The following is a 19,301-nucleotide window of genomic DNA, read 5'->3' as shown; positions in this document are numbered from 1 at the left end:
TTTAGTAGCACGCATCGGACATAAGGCGCCCGTAGAGTCGGTGCCATGACGCAGCCTGCCCAGCCAGCGGAAGAGCAGCCGACCGACGGGGACCGCCTGGACGGAGCGCACCCGCTCGGGCTGCTGCCCGGGCGGCGCGGCGGCCTGACCGCCGCCGAGGTCGCCGAGCGGGTGGCGGACGGACGGGTCAACGACGTCCCGGTGCGGTCCAGCCGGTCCGCCAAGGAGATCGTCCGGGCCAACGTCTTCACCCGGTTCAACGCCATCATCGGCATCATGTTCGGGATCATCCTGATCGTCGGGCCCCTCCAGGACGGCCTGTTCGGCCTGGTCATCGTGGCCAACACGGCGATCGGCATCATCCAGGAGCTGCGCGCCAAGAAGACCCTGGACAGCCTGGCCCTGATCGGCGAGGCCAGACCGCAGGTCCGCCGGGACGGCGCCGTCCAGCAGGTCCCGGTCTCCGAGATCGTCCTCGACGACACCGTGCTGCTCGGCATCGGCGACAAGGTGATCGTGGACGGTGAGGTCACCGAGGCGGACGGCCTGGAGATCGACGAGTCGCTGCTCACCGGCGAGCCCGACCCCGTCCTCAAGCAGCCCGGCGACCAGGTGATGTCCGGCAGCTTCGTGGTGGCCGGCGCCGGCGCCTTCACCGCGACCAAGGTCGGCCGGGAGGCCTACGCGGCGCAGCTGGCCGAGGAGGCCAGCAAGTTCACCCTGGTGAAGTCGGAGCTGCGCAGCGGCATCAACAGCATCCTGCGGTTCATCACGTACCTGCTGATCCCCACCGCGATCGGTCTGATCATCAGCCAGCTGGCCGTGGAGGGCCGCGACTGGCGCGAGGCCGTGCGCCGGATGGTGGCCGGCATCGTGCCGATGGTCCCCGAGGGCCTGGTGCTGCTGACCTCGGTCGCCTTCGCGATCGGCGTGGTCCGGCTGGGCCGCCGGCAGTGCCTGGTCCAGGAGCTGCCGGCGATCGAGGGCCTGGCCCGGGTGGACACCGTCTGCCTGGACAAGACCGGCACCCTCACCGAGGGCGGCATGGACGTCGTCGACCTGCGGGTGCTCTCCGACGGCGAGGCCGACCCGGTCGACAAGGACGCCATCGAGCACGCGCTCGCCGTGATGGCCGGCGCCGACGCCCGCCCCAACCCGTCCATGCAGGCCGTCATCGACGCCTACGGGCGCGGCGACGGCGACGGCCCGGGCGGCCACGGCTGGCGGGTGATCGAGGCGATGCCCTTCTCCTCCGCCCGCAAGTGGAGCGGCGTCCAGCTGCTGGAGCCCCAGGGCGCCGAGGCCAGCTGGCTGCTCGGCGCCCCGGACGTCCTGCTCTCCGCCGGGCACCCGGCGCTCGCCGAGGTGGACGAGCTGGGCGCCCAGGGCCTGCGGGTGCTGCTGCTCGGCCGCACGCCCGTCCCGCTGGACTCCCCCGATCCGGCGGCCGGCCTCACCCCGCTGGCCCTGGTGGTGCTCCAGCAGCGGCTGCGCGCGGACGCCGCCGAGACCCTGCGCTACTTCGAGGGGCAGAACGTCCGGGCCAAGGTGATCTCCGGTGACTCGGCCGTCTCGGTCGGCGCGGTGGCCGGCCACCTCGGACTGCCCGGCGCGGAGCGCCCGCTGGACGCCCGCACCCTGCCGCAGGACCCGGAACAGCTCGCCGAGACCGCGGACCGGACCAGCGTCTTCGGCCGGGTCACCCCCCAGCAGAAGCGCCAGCTGGTCGGGGCGCTGCAGTCGCGCGGCCACACCGTGGCGATGACCGGCGACGGCGTCAACGACGTGCTCGCGCTCAAGGACGCGGACATCGGCGTGGCGATGGGCACCGGCTCGGACGCCACCAAGGCCGTCGCCCAGATCGTGCTGCTGAACGACTCCTTCGCGACCCTGCCGTCGGTGGTGGCCGAGGGCCGCCGGGTGATCGGCAACATCGAGCGGGTGGCCGGGCTGTTCCTGGTCAAGACGGTGTACTCGGTCCTGCTGGCGCTGCTGGTGATCTTCACCCACTCGCCGTACCCGTTCCTGCCCCGGCACTCCACCGTGCTGTCCACCCTCACCATCGGCGTGCCCGCCTTCTTCCTCGCCCTCGCCCCCAACAACGAGCGGGCCCGCACCGGCTTCGTGAAGCGGGTGCTGCGCCTGGCCGTCCCCGGCGGCGCCATCGCCGGCACCGGCACCTTCGTCGCCTACGCGCTGGCCCGCTCCGACCACGCCACCGACCTCAGGGCCGACACCAGCGTGGCCACCCTGACGCTCTTCCTGATCGCCATCTGGGTACTCGCCATCGTCGCCCGCCCGTACAACTGGTGGCGCCTGCTGCTGATCGGCACCATGGGCTTCGCCTTCGCCCTGGTGCTGCTGGTGCCGTTCCTGTCGGACTTCTTCGAGCTCTCCCTGGTCGGCCGGCGGGACCCGTGGACGGGCGTGGCCATCGCCGTGGTCTGCGGGGTGCTGCTGGAGGTCGCCTGGGGCTGGATGAAGCGCCGCGGCATGGAGTGAGCACCCCGGAGCCACCCGGGATCCGCCCCGGAGCCCCCGACAGCCCCCGACGGCCCACGACAGCCCCCTACCATGGCCCCGAGAGGGGGTGCCGGATGGCACGCAAGGGTGGGGAACTGGAGGCGTTCACCGCCTTCCTGGGCGGACTGCTGGCGGCCGGACTGGTGGCGCTGGCGATGACGGGCGTCGGCCTGGCGGTCAGGCCGACGCCCGCACTGAAGACGGCGGCGCTGGTGACGCTCGGCGCGGTCTGGCTGACCGTCACCACCACCGTCTACCTGCGGCTCAAGCCGCGTGCCGGTCAGCCTTCGAAGTCCCGGGCCGCGGACAACTCGTAGGCCCGGTCCGGCTCGCTGAGCGCGGCCAGCACCTCGAAGCGCCGGTGCCACTGCCCGACCGACCAGGCGAGCCCGGCGGCCAGGCCCTCGGGGGTGGCCGCGTGCAGCAGTCCGGTCACCGGCGGGACCTCGAACTCGTCGTCCTCGTCGCCGGCTTCGGCCAGCTCCGGGTCGTACGGCGGTTCCGGGGCGTCCGCCTCGTGGTCCCAGCGCCAGTCAACCGCGGCCTCGCCGCCGTCCGGGCCGACCACCAGCAGCTCCTCGTGCTCCTCGTAGGCGACCGGGCAGCCGGGCAGCAGCTCCCGCACCACCGCCGGGACGCGGTGCAGCACGCCCTCGGAGAGCACCCGCCCGCCGGCCACCTCGCTGGCCAGCGACACGTGCAGCCGCTCGGCGAGGTCCGCGGCGAGCGCCGGGGCGACCGGCAACAGCGGGTACGGATGCAGGAGTTGGACCAGGTCGGGGGCGTCGGCGACGACCGCCTCGGTGGCGTCCACGATCACCGTGTGGTCCGGACGGCGGCCGGTGGCCGGGTCCAGCGGCGGCAACGCCCGTACCACGTCGAGCGGTTCGATCCGCTCCCGGTCGACCCGGGCCAACGCGCTGTGGATGCCGTGCAGTTGGCGGTGCCCGACCTCGGCGGCCGGGTCGGTGAGCCGGTCCAGCACCTCGTCCGGGCCGTGCACCTCGGCGAGCAGCGCGGCCAGCGTGGTACGCACCCCGAGCGCGTGCAGGAACTGGTCGTCCAGGGTAGTGCGCGCCTCGTCGTACAGGCCGCGCAGCAGCGGGTCGGCGCCGGCGGCGCGCAGCCCGGCGGGCTCCCGGCCGCCCAGCACCGGGTGGTCGCGCAGCCACCAGGCGGTGTACGGCGGCAGGTCGGCGTAGTTGCCGTCGGGCAGCAGGGTGCGCACCGGGTTGACCACGGCGTCCCGGTACGGCGGGCGGGCGAGCGCGGCCAGCGCCTCCGGCCAGGCGTCGTCGTCCACCAGGTCGAGGTCCCGGACGGCCAGCAGTTCGGCGGCCACCGGCGGGACGCCGATCACCTCGTCCGCGTTCAGCGCCTCCAGGGCGTCCTCGGCCCACTCGGCGAGTCCGTCGGGCGCCTCGTCCAGCAGCCCGGTGGGGTGGCCGCCGGCCGCCCGGTCGGCGGGGGCGGTGGGGTCGAGGCGCTCCAGGTCGTCCGGGTCGAGCACCACGTCCTCGGCGCGCACCAGCACGAAGTCGGCCAGCACGCCGACGGCCACGAGCACCTCGGGGCCCCAGCGCTCCAGCAGCTCGTCGTCCACCCAGCCGGCGTCCTCCTCGCGGGCGAGGGCGGCGAACGGGCTGCCGGGCAGCACCAGTTCGCCGGCCCGGGCGGGCTCGCCCTCGTCGTCCAGCAGCGCCAGCCGGGCCAGCCAGGGGTGCTCCCCGGCGGCCGGGGCGGCGGCCTTCACCAGGGCGAGGACGGCGTCGGCCAGTTCCAGCGCGGCGTCCAGGTCGTCGTCGGCCAGCTCGTAGGAGCGGGCGACGGCGGCCCGCACCTCGGGGGTGTCCAGCACCCCGGCCGGGGTGGCGGTGCTGGCGCCCAGCTTGGCCAGCAGCGGGTGGGCGGCCTCGGGGTGGGCGAGCCGCAGGTCGAGCGCGGCCAGCGCCCCGGCCAGCGACTCGGGGTAGCCGGGGAAGGCCGCCCAGTCGGCGTCCTCGGAGGGCAGCAGGACCCGCCGGGGCCCGGTGACGGTCCGCCCGTCGGCGAGCGGCACGGGCAGCGCGCCGAGCGACTCCGGGTCGGCGGCGCCGAGCGCCGCGTACAGGTTGCGCCACCAGGCCGGGTCCCGGTCCAGGCCGCCGAGCTGGTCCACCACCTCGGCCAGCGGCACCCGGCGCACGTTCAGCACCCGCAGCTCGCTGCGGCGCTCCAGGCCGGCCGGCAGCAGCCCGGGGAAGATCGGCGCGAGCGCCTCCACCACCGAGCCGTCGGCGCCCTCCAGCAGCGTCGCGTCCCGGGGCCGCAGCGCGGGCGTGCCCTCCTCGACGCCGCCGGGGTGCGGCAGGAACGGCGTGCCGGGCAGCCGGGACAGCACCGCGGCGCGCAGCGCGTTGTCCAGCGCGCCCTGCCCGAGCGGCCCGGGGACGAGGCCGAGCGAGCCGAGGTCCGCACCACGGGCCCGCAGCAGGTCGGTGTAGCTGTCGGCGGCGCGTTCGGTGAGGAAGTCGGCGAGCGCGCCGGGGGCGATGTGCCGGCGGGTGGAGTCCAGCGGGTAGGAGGCGATCAGCAGCGCGGGCAGGCCGATCGGCTCGTCGCTGGGGGTGGGCGCGTGCAGCACCGGCGCGATGGCGGGCCGCTGCGGGGCGCCGTCCTCCGCGACCGGGACGGCCCAGGTGACCGTCCAGTACGGGCGGGCGCGCTCCTCGGTGGGCCGGTCGGCGAGCAGTTCGGCATCCAGCCGGCCGGAGGCGCCGGCGGTCTGCCAGACGGTGCGCCGCAGCCGGCCGCCCTCGTCGTCGGTGACGGTGACCTCGGTGACGCCGTCCGGGCGCGGCTCGGCGGCGCCGCGGGTGAGCGTCCGGGTGCCCTCCGGGGTCTCCACCACGACCTCGGCCAGGCCGGGCAGGGTGAGCAGCAGGGCGTCGTCGATCGCGGCCAGCAGACGCCGGGTCAGGTCCTCGGCGGCGGCGTCCCGCAGCGGCAGCACCACCACGGTGTCGTAGCCGGCGGGGGCCGGGCCCTCGGCCGCGAACGGCAGCCGCAGCAGCGGCACGTGGCCGTCCCGGCGGCGCAGTTCGTCGGTCAGCGCGGGCTGCGCCTCGGCGAGCGAGCGGGCCTCGCCCAGCGACCAGCGGACCCCGCCGGCGGCACCGAGCACGGCGGGCTCGTCAGTGACGGCGAGGACGGCGGCGAAGCCGACGCCGAACCGGCCGACGGCGGGCTGCTCGCCGCGCTTGGAGGAGGCGCGCAGGGTGGACAGCGACTCGACGGCCGCGGCGTCCAGCGGGGCGCCGGTGTTGGCGGCGGCCAGCACGCCGTCGGCGAGGGTCAGCCGCAGCCGGCCGGGGCCGTGCCCGGCCCGGAGGGCGGCGTCGGCCGCGTTCTGCGCCAACTCGACCACCAGGCGGTCGCGGTAGCCGCCGAGCGCCAGTTCCTCCTCGGCGTTGGCGTCCTCCCGGAACCGGGCCGGCGAGGCGGCCCAGGCGTCCAGCACCCGTCGGCGCAGCGCGGCGCTCCCGAACGGGTCGGCGAGGTGCTCGTCCGTGCCGCTGCCGATGATCCGAGGTTCCACTGGACCTGCCGCCTTCCGCCGCCCTGTACGTCGTAGGGGCATTCTTCCCTGCCCCACTGACTGCTCCCGACCACGGCCCGGTCCGGTGGGCGCCGACGGGCCGCGATCGGCCGGGGAATCCGCAGGCGAAGGCCCGTCAGCGGCCGGTATCCGTCGGACCCGGTCCGGCACTCCGGTCCCAGGAGCCCCAGGGGCACCGGCGGCGCGCGCGGCGGAAAGGCGGGAGCGAAAAGGGCAGGAGCGGGAAGGACGGCGGCGGAAAGGGCGGGAGCGGGAAGGGCGGCGGCGGAAAGGGCGACGAGGTGGCACGAGGGACGGGCCCGCCGACCCGGCACCCCACTGCCGGGGCCGACGGCCCGCCCTGCCGCTGTCCGCGGACATGGGGGGTCCCCACGAACGGCAGGCCAGCCGGGGCACCGCGGCGAACGGGCGCCCCTACCTGGAACAACGCCGCGGCCCGCCCCACCGGTTCAGTGGGACGGGCCGCGGGCGAGACGGGCTCAGGAGTGGCCGAGCTCCTCCGCCGGGGCGTCCGGCTCGACCGAGCCGGAGGCGCGGTCCGGGTGGAGCTGCAGCGGCTCGACCACCAGCTCGTCCAGGATCAGCTCGGACGGCGCCGGCGGGGCCGGGATGACGGCCGCCTCGGAGTGCCCGCCGCAGCCGTACGCGAAGGAGACGATCTGGCCGTCGGCCGGGCCGAACTCGTTGCCGCACACGCCGAAGGCCTGCCCGAGCGAGCCGCCGATCGGGATCAGGAAGCCGCAGCTGCCGCACGCGGCGGGCGCGGCCTGCGCCATCGGGGTCTGCGGGCCGTGCGACTTCTCCCAGCGGTCGGCGGCCAGGTGCAGCCCGAGCCGGGAGAGCACCCGGCTGCGGCCCAGGCCCAGCTCCTCGGCGACGGCGTTGATCTGGGCGCGGGCCGGGGCGGGCTGGACGTGCGGGTCGGTGACGACCACGTCCTCCTCGGCGGCCAGCGCGACCGCGGAGTTCGGCGCGGGCTCGTCCTCGCCGGTCCAGCCGGGCTCCAGCCGCGCGTCGTCGGCGCCGGTGGGCAGCAGGTCGCCGGGGCCCATGTCGCCCGGGCGCAGCCGCTCGCTCCACGGCACCCACTCCGGCGCCAGCACGGCGTCCGGGCCGGGCAGCAGCACGACCTCGTCCAGCGTCACGTTCTTCGCGCGCGGGGCGCGGGCGACGGTGACCGCCCAGTGCCAGCCGCGGTAGGCCGCGTCCAGGCACTCGAAGGTGTGGGTGACGACGCGGTCGGCGTCCGCCTGCGCACCCAGGTGCGCTCCGACGGCCTCGGGCCCGACGGCCTCCTCGGCTGCCTGGCGGGCGAGTTCGACGGCCTCGGCACAGAGCCGGTCGGGGGTACGGCTTCGCATCGCAGCACTCACGGCGTCGATTCTCTCCCAGTTCTTCTGTCGCCCACGGCGTGTTGCCTTCTCGTCGCGGCTCGGTAGTCCCTCATCCATTCTGCGCGACCCGGGGCCGCGTCGGGTACCGGCCGCGCCGCTCGTCCGGCCTCCCGGCGGCCCGGCGCCCCGGCGGGCGGACCCTGGGGCAGGCTACCCGTCGGTCGGTGCCCCGGCACAGTCCGGGGCGGAGCAGACCGTTCCGGAGGCCGCGCCGACCCCCGTCGATTCCCGGGTCACCCCGGCGAATCTGGGGCAGGATGGCCTTGTGGCGGACGACGACCCGTCGCAGCACGCACTGCGCCCCTCGCAGGCCGGCAACCCCGACGAGGCGGACGCCGTGCCGCGACAGCAGCCTCCTGTCCCCGCTGCGGGCGAACCGCAGTCGGCGGACGGTGGCGGGGCGTCCGCGGCCGCCCCGGTCAGCCTGGAGAAGGCCGTCCCCCCGGCCGACGGCCTCCCCCCGGCGGTCGAGGACGACCCGGACGCGGCCCCGGAGCCGCACCGCAACTTCCTGGTCCGCACCGCCTCCGCGGCCGGCCTGCGCACCGGCCGGCTGGTGCACGGCACCGGCCGCCGGATCCGCCGCGCCACCTCGGCCGAGGGCGCGGGCGAGTCGGGCCTGGCGAAGCTGATCGAGCTGCACGCGCTGAACTCCTTCGGCGACATGCTGATCACCATCGCGCTGGCCTCCACGATCTTCTTCTCCGTCCCCACCGGCGAGGCCCGCGGCCGGGTCGCCCTCTACCTGCTGATCACGATGGCTCCGTTCGCCCTGCTGGCCCCGGTGATCGGCCCGCTGCTGGACCGGCTGCCGCACGGCCGCCGGGCGGCCATGGCGATGTCGATGCTGGCCCGGGCCGTACTGGCCTGGACGATGGCCGGGGTGATCTCCGGCGGCGGCATCGCGCTCTACCCGGAGGCGCTGGGCGTGCTGGTGGCGTCCAAGGCGTACGGGGTGGTGCGCAGCGTCGTGGTGCCCCGGCTGCTGCCGAGCCGGCTGTCCCTGGTGAAGGCGAACTCCCGGGTCACCCTGGCCGGGCTGCTGACCACCGGGGTGGCGGCCGGGGTGGGCGGGCTGCTGCACCTGATCGGGCCGGGCTGGCCGCTGCGCGGCGCCTTCCTGGTGTTCGTGATCGGCACCCTGATGGCCTTCCACCTGCCGCACACGGTCGACTCGGCGAAGGGCGAGCAGCGGGCCGTGCTGCACGCCGACGTGCCCGGCGAGGGCGGGGGCTCCCACCTGGTCCACCACAAGCCGCCGAAGGTCAAGGCCTCGCTGCGCACCGTCGGCCCCTCGGTGGTGCTGGCCCTGCGGGCGATGGCGGGGATGCGCTGGCTGGTCGGCTTCCTGGTGTTCTTCCTGGCCTTCCTGCTGCGCACCGACCCGATCGGCGGACTGCGGCCGACCCTGGCGCTGGGCCTGGTGGCGGTGGCGGCCGGGACGGGCAACGCGCTGGGTTCGGTGCTGGGCTCCTGGCTGCGCACCCGCGGCCAGGAGGCGACGGTCACCGCGATGCTGCTGCTGGCGACGGGCGTGACGGCGGCGGCCGCGTTCTGGTACGGCGTGGTGACGGTGATTCTGGTCGCCGGGGTGTCCGGGATGGCGGCCTCGCTGGGCAAGCTGGCGCTGGACGCGCTGATCCAGCGGGACGTCCCGGAGGCGGTGCGGACCTCGGCGTTCGCCCGTTCGGAGACGTTGATGCAGCTCTCCTGGGTGGCGGGCGGCGGAGTCGGCATCGTGCTGCCGCTGAACGGGGTGCTGGGCCTGTCGATCGCGGCCTCGGTGGTGGGCCTGGTGCTGCTGTGGACGGTCCGTTCACTGCTGCGGCTGGGCCTGCGGCGGCATCCGGCCGCGCCCCGGGTGGCCTGAGGACCGCCGGCCCGGCAACACGCGGCAACACGCGGTGGCCGACCCCCGCGTAGCGTGATCGGCCGGGTTCGGTAGATTCTGACGCATGAGCCTCAATACCCGTGTCATCGCCGCCCTCGGCGCCGTTGTCGTGGTCGGCGCCGCCACGGTGGGCACCTCCGTCGCGATCGCCGCCGGACAGACCGAGCACAGCTCCCACCGGGCCACCCTCCAGGTCGGCACCACGTCGGTCGCCGCGGACCCGCTGTGCTGGAACGACGGCAGCCCGCTCACCGACGACCAGCAGGACAAGTGCCGGACCACCGCCAACGAGGCGCTGGCGAACGGCACCCTGCCGCAGTCCGACGTGCGGGCCAGCGACCGGGTCGGCGTCGGCGTCAGCCCGAACGTGGCGAAGACCGGCTGGTGGGCCTCCACCAACGGCGGTTCGAGCACCCAGGGCGGGCAGACCAGCCTGTTCTCGTACGCCCAGGGGCCGTCCTTCTCCGGCTCCCAGCCGGCCGGCAAGGTGCTGAACTCCAGTGGCAAGACCGTGGTCACCGTGGTCGAGATCGACAAGAAGTCGGAGAGCCCGATCGCCGTCTGGTACTTCCAGATGAACACCAAGGACAGCTGACGCTCCCGCGATGAGCGCGCAGGTCGCCGACGTGCACCCCGGGCAGCCGGGCCCCGAACGGGCCCGGCTGCTCGTCGTCGTCGCGGTGCCGGCCGAGGCCGAGGCGGTGCTGCGCGGCCTGCCCGGCGGGGCCGCCGGTCTGACGCTGCCCGGCGGGGTGCTGCACCGCTGCACGGGCGCGCCGGTGGACGTGCTGGCCGCCGGAGTCGGCCCGGCCGCCGCCGCGGCCGCCGCCACCACCGCGCTGGCGGCCCGCCCGTACGGCCTGGTGGCCTCGGCCGGGATCGCCGGCGGCTTCGCCCCGCACGCCCCGGTCGGCGCTACCGTGCTGGCCGGGTCGATCGTGGCCGCCGACCTCGGCGCCGAGACTCCGGAGGGCTTCGCCGACGTCACCGAGCTGGGCTTCGGCACCGCCCGGCACACCCCTCCCCCGACCGTCGTCGCGCTGGCCGAGCGGGCCCTGGCGGCGCACGCCGTCGACGCCGTGACCGGCCCGGTGCTGACCGTCTCCACCGTCACCGGCAGCGCCGAGCGGGCCGCCGTACTGGCCGCCCGTCACCCGGGTGCCGCGGCCGAGGCGATGGAGGGCTTCGGCGTGGCCGAGGCCGCCGTCCGCTTCGGCGTGCCGGCCTTCGAGCTGCGCACCGTGTCCAACCCGGTGGGCCCGCGCGACCGGGCCGCCTGGCGGATCGGCGAGGCGCTGGCCGCCCTGGAGCGGGCCTTCGCCGCCCTGCCCGTCCGAGAACTGATCGAGGAGGCCGGCCGTGGCTGAACGGCTGAGCATCGCGTACTCGCCCTGCCCGAACGACACCTTCGTGTTCCACGCCTGGGCGCACGGTGACGTCCCCGGGGCGGACGCCCCCGAGGTGACCTTCGCCGACATCGACGTCACCAACGGCCTGGCCGAGCGCGGCGAGCTGGACGTGCTGAAGATCAGCTACGGCGCGCTGCCCTGGGTCCTGGAGGAGTACGCCCTGCTGCCCTGCGGCGGTGCGCTCGGGCGCGGCTGCGGCCCGCTGGTACTCACCCTGCCGGGCGTGGGCTCCCCCGCGGACCTCGCCGGGAAGACCGTCGCGGTGCCGTCCGAGCGCTCCACCGCCTACCTGCTGTTCCGGCTCTGGGCGGCGCGCGCGGTGCCGGGCGGCTTCGGCGAGATCGTCGTGCTGCCGTTCCACGAGATCATGCCCGCCGTCCGGGACGGCCGGGTGGACGCCGGCCTGGTCATCCACGAGGCGCGCTTCACCTACCAGCGGTACGGCCTGCACAGCCTGGCCGACATGGGCGAGGCCTGGGAGCGGGAGACCGGCCTGCCGATCCCGCTGGGCGCCATCGTCGCCAGGCGGTCGCTGGGCGCCGAGCGGCTGCGCGAGCTCGCCGAGGCGATCCGCGCCTCCGTCCGGCAGGCCTGGGCGGACCCGTCGGCCAGCCGGGAGTACGTGCTGGCGCACGCCCAGGAGATGGACCCGGCCGTCGCCGACCAGCACATCGGGCTGTACGTCAACGAGTTCACCGCCGACCTCGGCGAGGAGGGCTACGAAGCCGTCCGCGCGCTGCTCACCCGGGCCGCCGCCGAGGGGCTGGTGCCCCCGCTCGACCCGGGTGCGCTCGCGTTCCCGTCCTAGCTGGAACCTGCCTTCAGGTTCCCTGGGCGTCAGATGTCGAACTGGTCGGCCACCGCGCGCAGCAGGCCGGCCAGCTTCTGGCCGGTCGGCTTGGCCGGGTAGCGCCCGCGCTGGAGGCCGGGCAGCACCGCGTCCAGGGTGGTGATCAAGTCCTGGACGATCGGCGCCATGTCGTCGGCGCTGCGGCGCTGGGCGGCGGCCACCGACGGCAGTGCCTCCAGCAGCTGCACGGCCATCGCCTGGTCCCCGCGGTGGCCGGCGACCACGCCGAACTCGACCCGCTGACCGGGCTTCAGCACGGTGACACCGGCGGGCAGCGCCTTGGTGTGGACGAAGACGTCGCCACCGTCGTCGCGCGACAGGAAGCCGAAGCCCTTCGTCTCGTTGAACCACTTGACCTGGCCGGTGGGCATCTCGAACAGTCCTCGAATGGGTGTGAGGGATCCCGGCCCTGGCCGGGGATCACTGGGTGGGATTGAAGACGGCCGACCTCGGCTCGGCGCCCGTGGGCGCTCAGGGCCAGCGCGTTGTCAGGAGCAGACTAACGGTCCGTCACTGCCTCATCAGCGTTCCGCGATGGATCCGCGTTCCGAGGGCCGGAGGGGCCGGCGGGAGTGCGGGGATCTCGCGGTCACGGACGACCCGGTACTGGCACGGCCGGGGCGCGGTTCGGCGCAGTCCATCGGCTCACACCCCCGGGTCTGAGGACACGGGACGCCCTTGTAGCGCCCCTCGGCAACCCGTGCATACCCCCGCTCAGCAGGGATCAAAACGCATCGCTGCCGGGAAACTGCGCAACGTGACCGAGCCGCTCCGGTGGGCCGCCGCCGCGGCCGCTCTGCCAGACTGGGGGCGCGGACCGGGCCCCGACCGGGTGGCCCGGCGCGGCCCCAGGGAGTGACGGACGTGAGCAGCCAGAGCGCCGACCCCGGCGACGTGTACGTCAAGGCCGGAACGGTGGTCTTCGGCATCGGCGCGCTCGCCACCCTGGTCACCTTCGTGCCGCTGTTCCTGCACCTGACGCCGCTGCCGACGGCCATGTACTGGCTGAGCATGCTGATGCCGGCCGGGTTCCTGGCCGCGCTGACCGGGCTGTTCCTGAACGCCCGGGCCCAGCGCGCCCGGGTGGAGCCCCGGGAGTCCTAGGACAGGACTCAAGGGTCCTGTCCTAGCCCGCGAGGTGCCGGTCGAGCCACTCCGGGAAGCCGGTGAGGTCGGTGAGCACCACGTCCGCGCCGGCGGCGCGCAGCTCGTCGGCGCCGTACGGGCCGGTGGCCACGGCGACCGCGACGGCCTCCGCGTGCCGGGCGCCCACGATGTCGCCGAGGTGGTCGCCGACGTAGATGCTCGCGCCGTGCGCGCGCAGCGCCTCGCCCTTGGTCTCCGCCCAGAGGTCGCCGACGAGGACGTCCGCGGGCAGCCCGGCGTGCTCCAGGTGGAGGCGGGCGTTCGGCTCGTACTTGCCGGTGATCACGGCGACCCGGCCGCCGTGGGCGCGGACCGCCTCGACGGCGGCGTGGGCGCCGGGCAGTGCCACGGTCGGGGCGAAGGCGTGGTCGCGGTAGAGCTCGCGGTAGCGGGCGACGGCCCGCTCGGCCTCGTCCGCCGGGAACCAGTTGCTGATCTCGTCCAGCAGCGGCGGGCCGAGCCGGGTGACCACCAGGTCGGCGTCGACGTAGGTGCCGGTCTCGGCGGAGAGCGCCTGGTAGGTGGCGCGGATGCCGGGGCGGGTGTCCAGCAGCGTCATGTCGAGGTCGAAGCCGACGGTGAGCGGGGCGGGTGAGGTGGCGGGCATGCCGTCAGGCTACCGAACCCCCGCCCGGGTGGGACACGGCGATTTGCCCCGCCTCCGAGGCGGAACTTAGGTTTACCTGAGTTTCCGCGGAGAGGGCTCATGACCGACACCACCGCACCACCGGGCAAGCGGCGGACACCCCGTCACCGAATACTGTGGCTCACCGCCGCGCTGGCCGTGCTGGCGGTCGCGGTGCTGCTGAGCCTGGCGGTCGGCAGCCGGACCGTGCCGCTGTCCGGGACGGTCGACGCGCTGCTGCACGGCGGCGACTCCGCCGACGCCGTGGTGATCCGCGAGCTGCGGCTGCCGCGGACGGTCGTCGGACTGGCCGTCGGCGCGGCGCTCGGGCTGGCCGGGGCCGTCATGCAGGGCCTGACCCGCAATCCGATCGCCGACCCGGGCATCCTCGGCGTCTCGCAGGGCGCGGCGGCGGGCGTGGTGGTCGCCATCTCCGGGTTCGGGGTCTCCACCCTCACCGGGTACGTCTGGTTCGGCTTCGCGGGCGCCGTGATCGCCACCGTGCTGGTGTACGGCCTGGCCGGGCGCGGCCGGGGCGGGGCCACGCCGATCAAGCTGGCGCTGGCCGGCTCGGCGATGTCCGCCTTCATCGCCTCGCTGAACACCCTGGTGCTGACCACCGACGCGGCCACCATGGACCAGTTCCGGTTCTGGCACGTCGGCTCGCTCTCCGGCCGGACGGCGGACGTCGCCTGGCAGCTGCTGCCGTTCCTGGCCGTCGGCACCGTGCTGGTGGTGGCGGTGGCGCGCGGGCTGGACGCGCTGGCGCTGGGCGAGGACACCGCGAAGGGGCTGGGCGCGAAGACCGGCCTGGTCCGGGCGGTCGGCGCGCTCGGCGCCACCGTCCTGACCGGCTCGGCGGTCGCGGCGGCCGGCCCGATCGCCTTCATCGGCCTCGCCGTGCCGCACGCCGCCCGCGCGGTGGCCGGGGCGGACCACCGCTGGATCCTGGCCTTCTCGGCCGTCCTCGGCCCGGCCCTGCTGCTGCTCGCCGACACCCTGGGGCGGGTGCTGTTCCCGCCGTCGGAGGTGCCGGCGGGCGTGATGACGGCCCTGGTGGGGGTGCCGGTGCTGGTGGCCCTGGTGCGCCGGCGGAAGGTGGTGGCGGCGTGACGACGGTGTCCCTGCGGGGGTACTCCGTGGTGCGGGCGGGGCGGGCCTCGTTCCTGCTGCACCGGCGTTCGGCGCTCGCCGCCGTCGGCCTGGCGGTGGTGCTGGCGGCGACGGTGGTGGCCTCGCTGTGCCTGGGCGAGTCGACCGTCTCGCCGGGCGAGGTCGTCAAGGTGGTGCTGGGGCAGCCGAGTCCGGACGAGTTGGTGGTCGGGGAGTTCCGGCTGCCGCGCGTCGTGGTCGGGCTGCTGGTCGGGGCGGCGCTCGGGCTGGCCGGGGCGCTGGTCCAGACGGTCGCCCGCAATCCGCTGGCCAGCCCCGACGTGGTGGGCGTGACCTGGGGCGCGACCGTGACGGTGGTCGGGCTGATGGCGTACGGGGTGGTCGGCTCGACCGGGCAGGCGCCGTACGCGGCGGTCGGCGGCGGGCTGGCGGCCGGGCTGCTGGTGTACGCGCTGGCCTGGCGGCGGGGGCTGCACGCCCAGCGGTTCGTGCTGATCGGGATCGGCATCAGCGTGGCGCTGTCCTCGCTGACCTCGGTGTTCCTCACCAAGGGCGACGGCTTCCAGGCGCAGGCCGCGAAGGTGTGGATGACCGGCAGTCTGAACGGCGCCGGCTTCGACCAGGCCGACTGGCTGGCCTGGGTGCTGCTGGCGGCCCTGCCGGTGGCGCTGTGGGCGGCGCGCGCCCAGCGGTCGATCTCCTTCGACGACGCGACCGCCGTCGGCCTCGGGCTGCGGCTGGACCGGATCCGCCTCGGCATGGCCCTGCTGGGCATCGTGCTGGCCTCCTGTGCGGCGGGCGCCGCCGGGCCGGTGGACTTCGTGGCGCTGATGGCCCCGCAGATCGCGCTGCGACTGGCGAGGTCGGCGCAGGTGCCGCTGCTGTGCTCGGCGCTGACCGGCGCGCTGGTGGTGGTGCTGGCCGATCTGCTCGCCCGGCGCCTGCTCGCCCCGACCGAGCTGCCGGTGGGCGTGGTGACCGGCATGGTCGGCGCGCCGTACCTGATGTGGCTGTTGATCCGATCCCGCCGTGGAGGCTCCCGATGACCGCACACCGCTTGGAGGCCCGGGGCCTCACCCTGGCCTACGAGGCGCGCACGGTCGTCGAGGGCCTGGACGTCGGCATCCCGGACGGCCGGGTGACGGTGATCGTCGGCCCGAACGCCTGCGGCAAGTCGACGCTGCTGCGGGCCCTCGGCCGGCTGCTGAAGCCGGTGCGCGGAGCGGTGCTGCTGGACGGCGAGGAGCTGGCCCGGATCCCGACCAAGCGGATCGCCCAGCGGCTCGGCCTGCTGCCGCAGTCGCCGACCGCGCCGGAGGGCATCTCGGTGGCGGACCTGGTCTCGCGCGGCCGCCAGCCGCACCAGAGCTGGTGGCAGCAGTGGTCGGCGGAGGACGAGGCGGCCGTCGCCGAGGCGCTGGAGCGCACCTCGACGGCGGAGCTGGCCGAGCGCAGCGTGGACGAGCTGTCGGGCGGCCAGCGCCAGCGGGCCTGGATCGCGATGGCGCTCGCCCAGGGCACCGACATCCTGCTGCTGGACGAGCCGACCACCTACCTGGACATCGCGCACCAGGTGGAGGTGCTGGACCTGGTCCGGCGGCTGAACGTCGAGCGCGGCCGGACGGTCGTCGCGGTGCTGCACGACCTCAACCAGGCCGCCCGGTACGCGGACCACCTGGTGGCGATGCGGGACGGCCGGGTGGTCGCCGAGGGCCCGCCCGGGGAGGTGGTGACGGCGGAGCTGGTGCGGGAGGTGTTCGGGCTGGACTCGGTGGTGGTGCCGGACCCGGTGACGGGCACTCCCCTGGTCGTGCCGGGCGCGCCGTGGCAGGCACCGGCCGAAACCGCCGAAGCCGTGGGTGCCTAGTGGGCGTCCAGTAGGCGCCAAGCAGGCACCGAGTAGGCACCGAGTAGGCGCTTAACGGCCTTTTAGGTTCGATTTCGGACATAATCGACGGGCCCCCGCCGCCCACCGCCGAGGACCCGCCGATGCCCCGGATCGCCCGCCGTACCTTCCTCGCCGGCCTCGGCGGGGCCGCGCTCACGGCGTGCACCGGCTCCCGCTCCGGCGGCGGGCAGCCGCCGACCCCGGACGGCTTCGAGGCCAGCGGCTCGCCCTCCCCCGCCCCGCTGCCGCCGGTGACGGTGAACGCCGCGACCGGGCCGGTGCAGGTGCCGGGCGAGCCGCTGCGGGTGGTCGTGCTGGACACCGACGTGCTGGACTCCGCGCTGACCCTGGGCATCACCCCGGTCGGCGCCGCGCTCCCGGCCGCCGACTCCCGCTTCCCCGAGTACTGGCCGGCCTCCCGCACCTCGGGCATCCGGTTGGTCGGCCCGGCCGGCGCGCCCGACCTCGCTTCCGTGCGGGCGCTGCGGCCGGACCTGATCCTCTCCAACCAGGCCCGCGACGGCGACCGCTACGACCAGCTGCGGGAGATCGCCCCGACCGTGCTCACCCAGACCACCGGGGCGCCGTGGAAGGCGGACTTCCAGCTGCACGCCCAGGCGTTGAGCCGGGTGGCGGCCGGGGCGGCCTTCGTCACCGCGTACCAGAAGCACGCCGGGCAGGTGGCGGGGGCGCTGTCGGCGGCGAAGCTGTCGGGGAGCCGGGTGAGCCTGGTGCGCTTCACGGAGGGCGGCGGGATCCGGCTGTTCGGGCGGCAGAGCTTCCCCGGGATCGTGCTCGCCGACGCCGAGGTGGGCCGGCCGGACGCGCAGAACGTCGACCAGTCGGACTTCGAGATCCCGCTGGACCAGCTCGGCAAGGCGGACGGCGACCTGCTGCTGTACGCGACGTACGGCAGTCCGGCCGGCTCGGGCGCGGAGGCGGCGCTGGCGAGCCCGGGGTGGCAGGCGCTCGGCGCGGTCAAGGCGCACCGGGCGTTCCCGGTGGACGACCAGCTGTGGTTCCAGGGGATCGGGTACACCGGCGCCAACTTCATGCTGGACCAGCTGCAGCGCTTCCTCGGGGCGTAGCCGCCGGAGGGGCGTGACTGCCGGGGGCGCGTGCCCGCCGGAGGCGCGTGGCCACCGGAGGGACGTGCCCGCAGGAGGGCACGACTGTCGGAGGGACGTGCCCGCCGCAGGGACGTGGCCGAACTGACCTGGGCAGGCGTCGATCCCATCCGCCACAATGGGCCGCCACTTTCACACACGTCCCGGGGGATCCACCATGTCGACCGCGGTAGCTCCGACCGCTCCAGCCCGCAAGGGAAAGGCCGCCGCGTTCGGCTGGCTGATCAGCATCGCCTTCAACGTGGTCGCGCCGATCATGATCTACAACCAGCTGCACGACCACGGCTACAGCGACTCCACCGCGATCCTGCTGTCCGGCCTCGGGCCGGTGCTCGACACCGTGATCTACCTGGCCTGGCACCGCCGGATCGACGAGTTCGCCGTCGTCTCGCTGGTCTTCGTCGCGCTGACCCTGGTCGTCTCGCTGGTCGGCCCGACCGACCCGAAGATGCTGCTGGCCAAGGACTCCTTCGTCTCCGGCCTGCTCGGCGTGCTCTACCTCGGTTCGCTGGCCGCGCCGAAGCCGATCATGTTCTACTTCGGCCGCAAGTTCGCCACCGACGGCACCCCGGGGATGATCGCCTGGTGGAACTCGATGTGGCAGTACCCGGGTTTCCGGCTCGTCCAGCGCAACTTGACCATCGTGTGGGGCATCGCGTTCATCCTGGAGGCCGCGCTGCGGATCGTGTTCGTCTACACGCTCTCGCACGGCGCGGTGGTCACGATCAACAGCGTCCTGCCGTACGCGGTGCTCGGCGGCCTGGTGTTCTGGACGATGACGTACGCCCGGCGGGCCAGTGCCCGTGGCCGGGCCGCCGCCGCCGAGGCCGCTACTGCCTGATCCAGCGTGAACTCGCGTAGCGGGCCGGGGAGATGCCGACCGCCGCGGTGAAGTCCCGGGTGAGATGGGCCTGGTCGGCGTAGCCGAGTTCGACGGCGAGCGCGGCCAGGTCCAACTCCCCTTCTCGTGCGGCGCGTTCGGAGGCCTCATGGAGGCGGGCGCGGCGCAGCACCCACTTCGGGGAGGCGCCGACGTACTCGGCGAACAGCCGCTGGAGGCGGCGGACGGTCAGGCCCAGCTCGCGGGCCAGGTCGTCCACCCGGCAGAGGTGCGGGGAGCCGGTGATCCGCTCGACCATCGCGGCGACCTCCTCGGCGACCGGGTCGGGGGCGGGCAGCCGGGGCAGCAGGAAGGCGTCGGCCCGCTCGGTGCTCGGCCCGTCCAGGACCAGGGCGTTGGCTTCGTCCACCCCGGGGCCGAAGTAGTCGGCGGCGGGGACGGACCGGTCGGCCAGGGTGCTCACCGGGTGCCCCGCGAAGGGGCGGAAGGCGCCCGGGCGGAACTTCACGCCCAGCACGTGCCCGGCGCCTTCGAGCCGGCGGACGAAGAGCGAGCGGTCCACCCCGTAGATCCGGGGCCCCGGGGCCTCGAAGACCAGGTGGACGTTGGGGTGGGCGAGCACCTTCTGCTCGTACGGCGGGCGGCCGGTCAGGTCCCAGCGGACCAGCCAGTAGAACTCCACGAAGCGCGCCACGGCGGGCGCGGGCGCGAGCCGTTCCACGCTGATCAGTTCGGCGGCCCGGGCCGGGTGGAGCACGCCGCGGCAGGGGTCGGGGGCGGGGGTGGTGTCGAGGGCTGGGTCCGGGGCGGGGGCGGGGTCCGGGTCGTCCATGGCGGCCAGGCTAGTCGTCGCGTTTCTTCAAGACCGGGCGGCGCGGCCCGGCGCAGGATGGCGG

17 protein-coding genes are annotated in these 19,301 nt (G+C 75.1%); 12 read left to right on the top strand and 5 right to left on the bottom strand.

Annotated features, from left to right (window positions below; all coding sequences use genetic code 11):
• The first annotated feature begins 45 nt into the window (after nt 1-45).
• Together ACZ47G_RS17710 and ACZ47G_RS17705 are read left to right on the top strand one after the other, a co-directional pair.
• Nucleotides 46-2,502 carry an HAD-IC family P-type ATPase gene (locus tag ACZ47G_RS17710; RefSeq protein WP_465743622.1) on the top strand — a complete coding sequence of 819 codons (2,457 nt, stop codon included), beginning with the start codon at nt 46-48 and terminating at the stop codon, nt 2,500-2,502.
• Between the two features lie 95 nt (nt 2,503-2,597).
• Nucleotides 2,598-2,840 (top strand): hypothetical protein, encoded by a 243-nt coding sequence (locus tag ACZ47G_RS17705; RefSeq protein WP_380460223.1) that lies wholly within the window; start codon nt 2,598-2,600, stop codon nt 2,838-2,840.
• Here the strand turns inward: ACZ47G_RS17705 and ACZ47G_RS17700 are convergent.
• Together ACZ47G_RS17700 and ACZ47G_RS17695 are read right to left on the bottom strand one after the other, a co-directional pair.
• Nucleotides 2,804-6,100, bottom strand: a complete 3,297-nt coding sequence (locus ACZ47G_RS17700; RefSeq protein ID WP_465743620.1) for a sacsin N-terminal ATP-binding-like domain-containing protein — start codon at nt 6,098-6,100, stop codon at nt 2,804-2,806. The genes ACZ47G_RS17705 and ACZ47G_RS17700 overlap by 37 nt on opposite strands.
• A gap of 500 nt (nt 6,101-6,600) precedes the next feature.
• The gene (locus ACZ47G_RS17695; RefSeq protein ID WP_465743968.1) at nt 6,601-7,482 is read right to left on the bottom strand and encodes a DUF3027 domain-containing protein; all 882 of its coding nucleotides are present in this window, start codon (nt 7,480-7,482) and stop codon (nt 6,601-6,603) included.
• A gap of 544 nt (nt 7,483-8,026) precedes the next feature.
• Between ACZ47G_RS17695 and ACZ47G_RS17690 the strand changes: the two genes are divergently transcribed.
• The 4 genes from ACZ47G_RS17690 to ACZ47G_RS17675 all read left to right on the top strand — a co-directional run bounded on the left by ACZ47G_RS17690 (nt 8,027) and on the right by ACZ47G_RS17675 (nt 11,623).
• On the top strand, nt 8,027-9,385 hold the full coding sequence (locus ACZ47G_RS17690; RefSeq protein WP_465743966.1) for an MFS transporter: 1,359 nt from the start codon (nt 8,027-8,029) through the stop codon (nt 9,383-9,385).
• 85 nt (nt 9,386-9,470) lie between these two features.
• Complete coding sequence (locus tag ACZ47G_RS17685; RefSeq protein ID WP_465743618.1) at nt 9,471-10,001, top strand: hypothetical protein; 531 nt, start codon at nt 9,471-9,473, stop codon at nt 9,999-10,001.
• A gap of 10 nt (nt 10,002-10,011) precedes the next feature.
• Complete coding sequence (locus tag ACZ47G_RS17680; RefSeq protein ID WP_465743616.1) at nt 10,012-10,773, top strand: futalosine hydrolase; 762 nt, start codon at nt 10,012-10,014, stop codon at nt 10,771-10,773.
• Nucleotides 10,766-11,623 carry a 1,4-dihydroxy-6-naphthoate synthase gene (locus ACZ47G_RS17675; protein WP_380460216.1) on the top strand — a complete coding sequence of 286 codons (858 nt, stop codon included), beginning with the start codon at nt 10,766-10,768 and terminating at the stop codon, nt 11,621-11,623. Before ACZ47G_RS17680 ends, ACZ47G_RS17675 begins: the two co-directional genes overlap by 8 nt.
• Before the next feature lie 29 nt (nt 11,624-11,652).
• Here the strand turns inward: ACZ47G_RS17675 and ACZ47G_RS17670 are convergent, their stop codons facing one another.
• Nucleotides 11,653-12,036 carry a cold-shock protein gene (locus tag ACZ47G_RS17670; protein ID WP_380460214.1) on the bottom strand — a complete coding sequence of 128 codons (384 nt, stop codon included), beginning with the start codon at nt 12,034-12,036 and terminating at the stop codon, nt 11,653-11,655.
• Nucleotides 12,037-12,529: 493 nt separating this feature from the next.
• On the opposite strand from ACZ47G_RS17670, the gene ACZ47G_RS17665 reads away from it, so the two are divergent.
• Complete coding sequence (locus ACZ47G_RS17665; protein WP_465743613.1) at nt 12,530-12,769, top strand: hypothetical protein; 240 nt, start codon at nt 12,530-12,532, stop codon at nt 12,767-12,769.
• 22 nt (nt 12,770-12,791) lie between these two features.
• On the opposite strand, the gene ACZ47G_RS17660 is transcribed toward ACZ47G_RS17665, so the two are convergent.
• The gene (locus ACZ47G_RS17660; RefSeq protein WP_465743611.1) at nt 12,792-13,418 is read right to left on the bottom strand and encodes an HAD family hydrolase; all 627 of its coding nucleotides are present in this window, start codon (nt 13,416-13,418) and stop codon (nt 12,792-12,794) included.
• Nucleotides 13,419-13,517: 99 nt separating this feature from the next.
• Here ACZ47G_RS17660 and ACZ47G_RS17655 point away from each other — a divergent pair, with 99 nt between their 5' ends.
• From ACZ47G_RS17655 to ACZ47G_RS17635, 5 genes are all read left to right on the top strand, one after another.
• Nucleotides 13,518-14,549 (top strand): FecCD family ABC transporter permease, encoded by a 1,032-nt coding sequence (locus tag ACZ47G_RS17655; protein ID WP_465743609.1) that lies wholly within the window; start codon nt 13,518-13,520, stop codon nt 14,547-14,549.
• Nucleotides 14,546-15,595 (top strand): FecCD family ABC transporter permease, encoded by a 1,050-nt coding sequence (locus ACZ47G_RS17650; RefSeq protein WP_465743607.1) that lies wholly within the window; start codon nt 14,546-14,548, stop codon nt 15,593-15,595. The genes ACZ47G_RS17655 and ACZ47G_RS17650 overlap by 4 nt, the downstream gene beginning before the upstream one ends.
• Nucleotides 15,592-16,416: an ABC transporter ATP-binding protein gene (locus ACZ47G_RS17645; protein WP_465743605.1), complete on the top strand. Its 825-nt coding sequence runs from the start codon at nt 15,592-15,594 to the stop codon at nt 16,414-16,416. The genes ACZ47G_RS17650 and ACZ47G_RS17645 overlap by 4 nt, the downstream gene beginning before the upstream one ends.
• A 122-nt stretch (nt 16,417-16,538) precedes the next feature.
• The gene (locus ACZ47G_RS17640; RefSeq protein ID WP_465743603.1) at nt 16,539-17,525 is read left to right on the top strand and encodes an ABC transporter substrate-binding protein; all 987 of its coding nucleotides are present in this window, start codon (nt 16,539-16,541) and stop codon (nt 17,523-17,525) included.
• A 196-nt stretch (nt 17,526-17,721) separates the two neighbouring features.
• Nucleotides 17,722-18,405, top strand: a complete 684-nt coding sequence (locus ACZ47G_RS17635) for a VC0807 family protein (protein WP_465743601.1) — start codon at nt 17,722-17,724, stop codon at nt 18,403-18,405.
• On the opposite strand, the gene ACZ47G_RS17630 is transcribed toward ACZ47G_RS17635, so the two are convergent.
• The gene (locus ACZ47G_RS17630; RefSeq protein WP_465743599.1) at nt 18,395-19,237 is read right to left on the bottom strand and encodes an AraC family transcriptional regulator; all 843 of its coding nucleotides are present in this window, start codon (nt 19,235-19,237) and stop codon (nt 18,395-18,397) included. The genes ACZ47G_RS17635 and ACZ47G_RS17630 overlap by 11 nt on opposite strands.
• Nucleotides 19,238-19,301 lie beyond the last annotated feature (64 nt).

Source organism: Kitasatospora sp. NPDC030952, assembly GCF_055571335.1.
Note: the sequence above shows the minus strand (reverse complement) of the source record. Positions and strands in the feature narration are given on the sequence as shown.

Coding starts and splice junctions, on each gene's coding strand:
- ACZ47G_RS17680 (WP_465743616.1), top strand. CDS start 10,012: ATGAGCGCGCAGGTCGCCGACGTGCACCCCGGGCAGCCGGGCCCCGAA.
- ACZ47G_RS17695 (WP_465743968.1), bottom strand. CDS start 7,482: ATGCGAAGCCGTACCCCCGACCGGCTCTGTGCCGAGGCCGTCGAACTC.
- ACZ47G_RS17660 (WP_465743611.1), bottom strand. CDS start 13,418: ATGCCCGCCACCTCACCCGCCCCGCTCACCGTCGGCTTCGACCTCGAC.
- ACZ47G_RS17710 (WP_465743622.1), top strand. CDS start 46: ATGACGCAGCCTGCCCAGCCAGCGGAAGAGCAGCCGACCGACGGGGAC.
- ACZ47G_RS17635 (WP_465743601.1), top strand. CDS start 17,722: ATGTCGACCGCGGTAGCTCCGACCGCTCCAGCCCGCAAGGGAAAGGCC.
- ACZ47G_RS17685 (WP_465743618.1), top strand. CDS start 9,471: ATGAGCCTCAATACCCGTGTCATCGCCGCCCTCGGCGCCGTTGTCGTG.
- ACZ47G_RS17655 (WP_465743609.1), top strand. CDS start 13,518: ATGACCGACACCACCGCACCACCGGGCAAGCGGCGGACACCCCGTCAC.
- ACZ47G_RS17705 (WP_380460223.1), top strand. CDS start 2,598: ATGGCACGCAAGGGTGGGGAACTGGAGGCGTTCACCGCCTTCCTGGGC.
- ACZ47G_RS17630 (WP_465743599.1), bottom strand. CDS start 19,237: ATGGACGACCCGGACCCCGCCCCCGCCCCGGACCCAGCCCTCGACACC.
- ACZ47G_RS17670 (WP_380460214.1), bottom strand. CDS start 12,036: ATGCCCACCGGCCAGGTCAAGTGGTTCAACGAGACGAAGGGCTTCGGC.
- ACZ47G_RS17645 (WP_465743605.1), top strand. CDS start 15,592: ATGACCGCACACCGCTTGGAGGCCCGGGGCCTCACCCTGGCCTACGAG.
- ACZ47G_RS17640 (WP_465743603.1), top strand. CDS start 16,539: ATGCCCCGGATCGCCCGCCGTACCTTCCTCGCCGGCCTCGGCGGGGCC.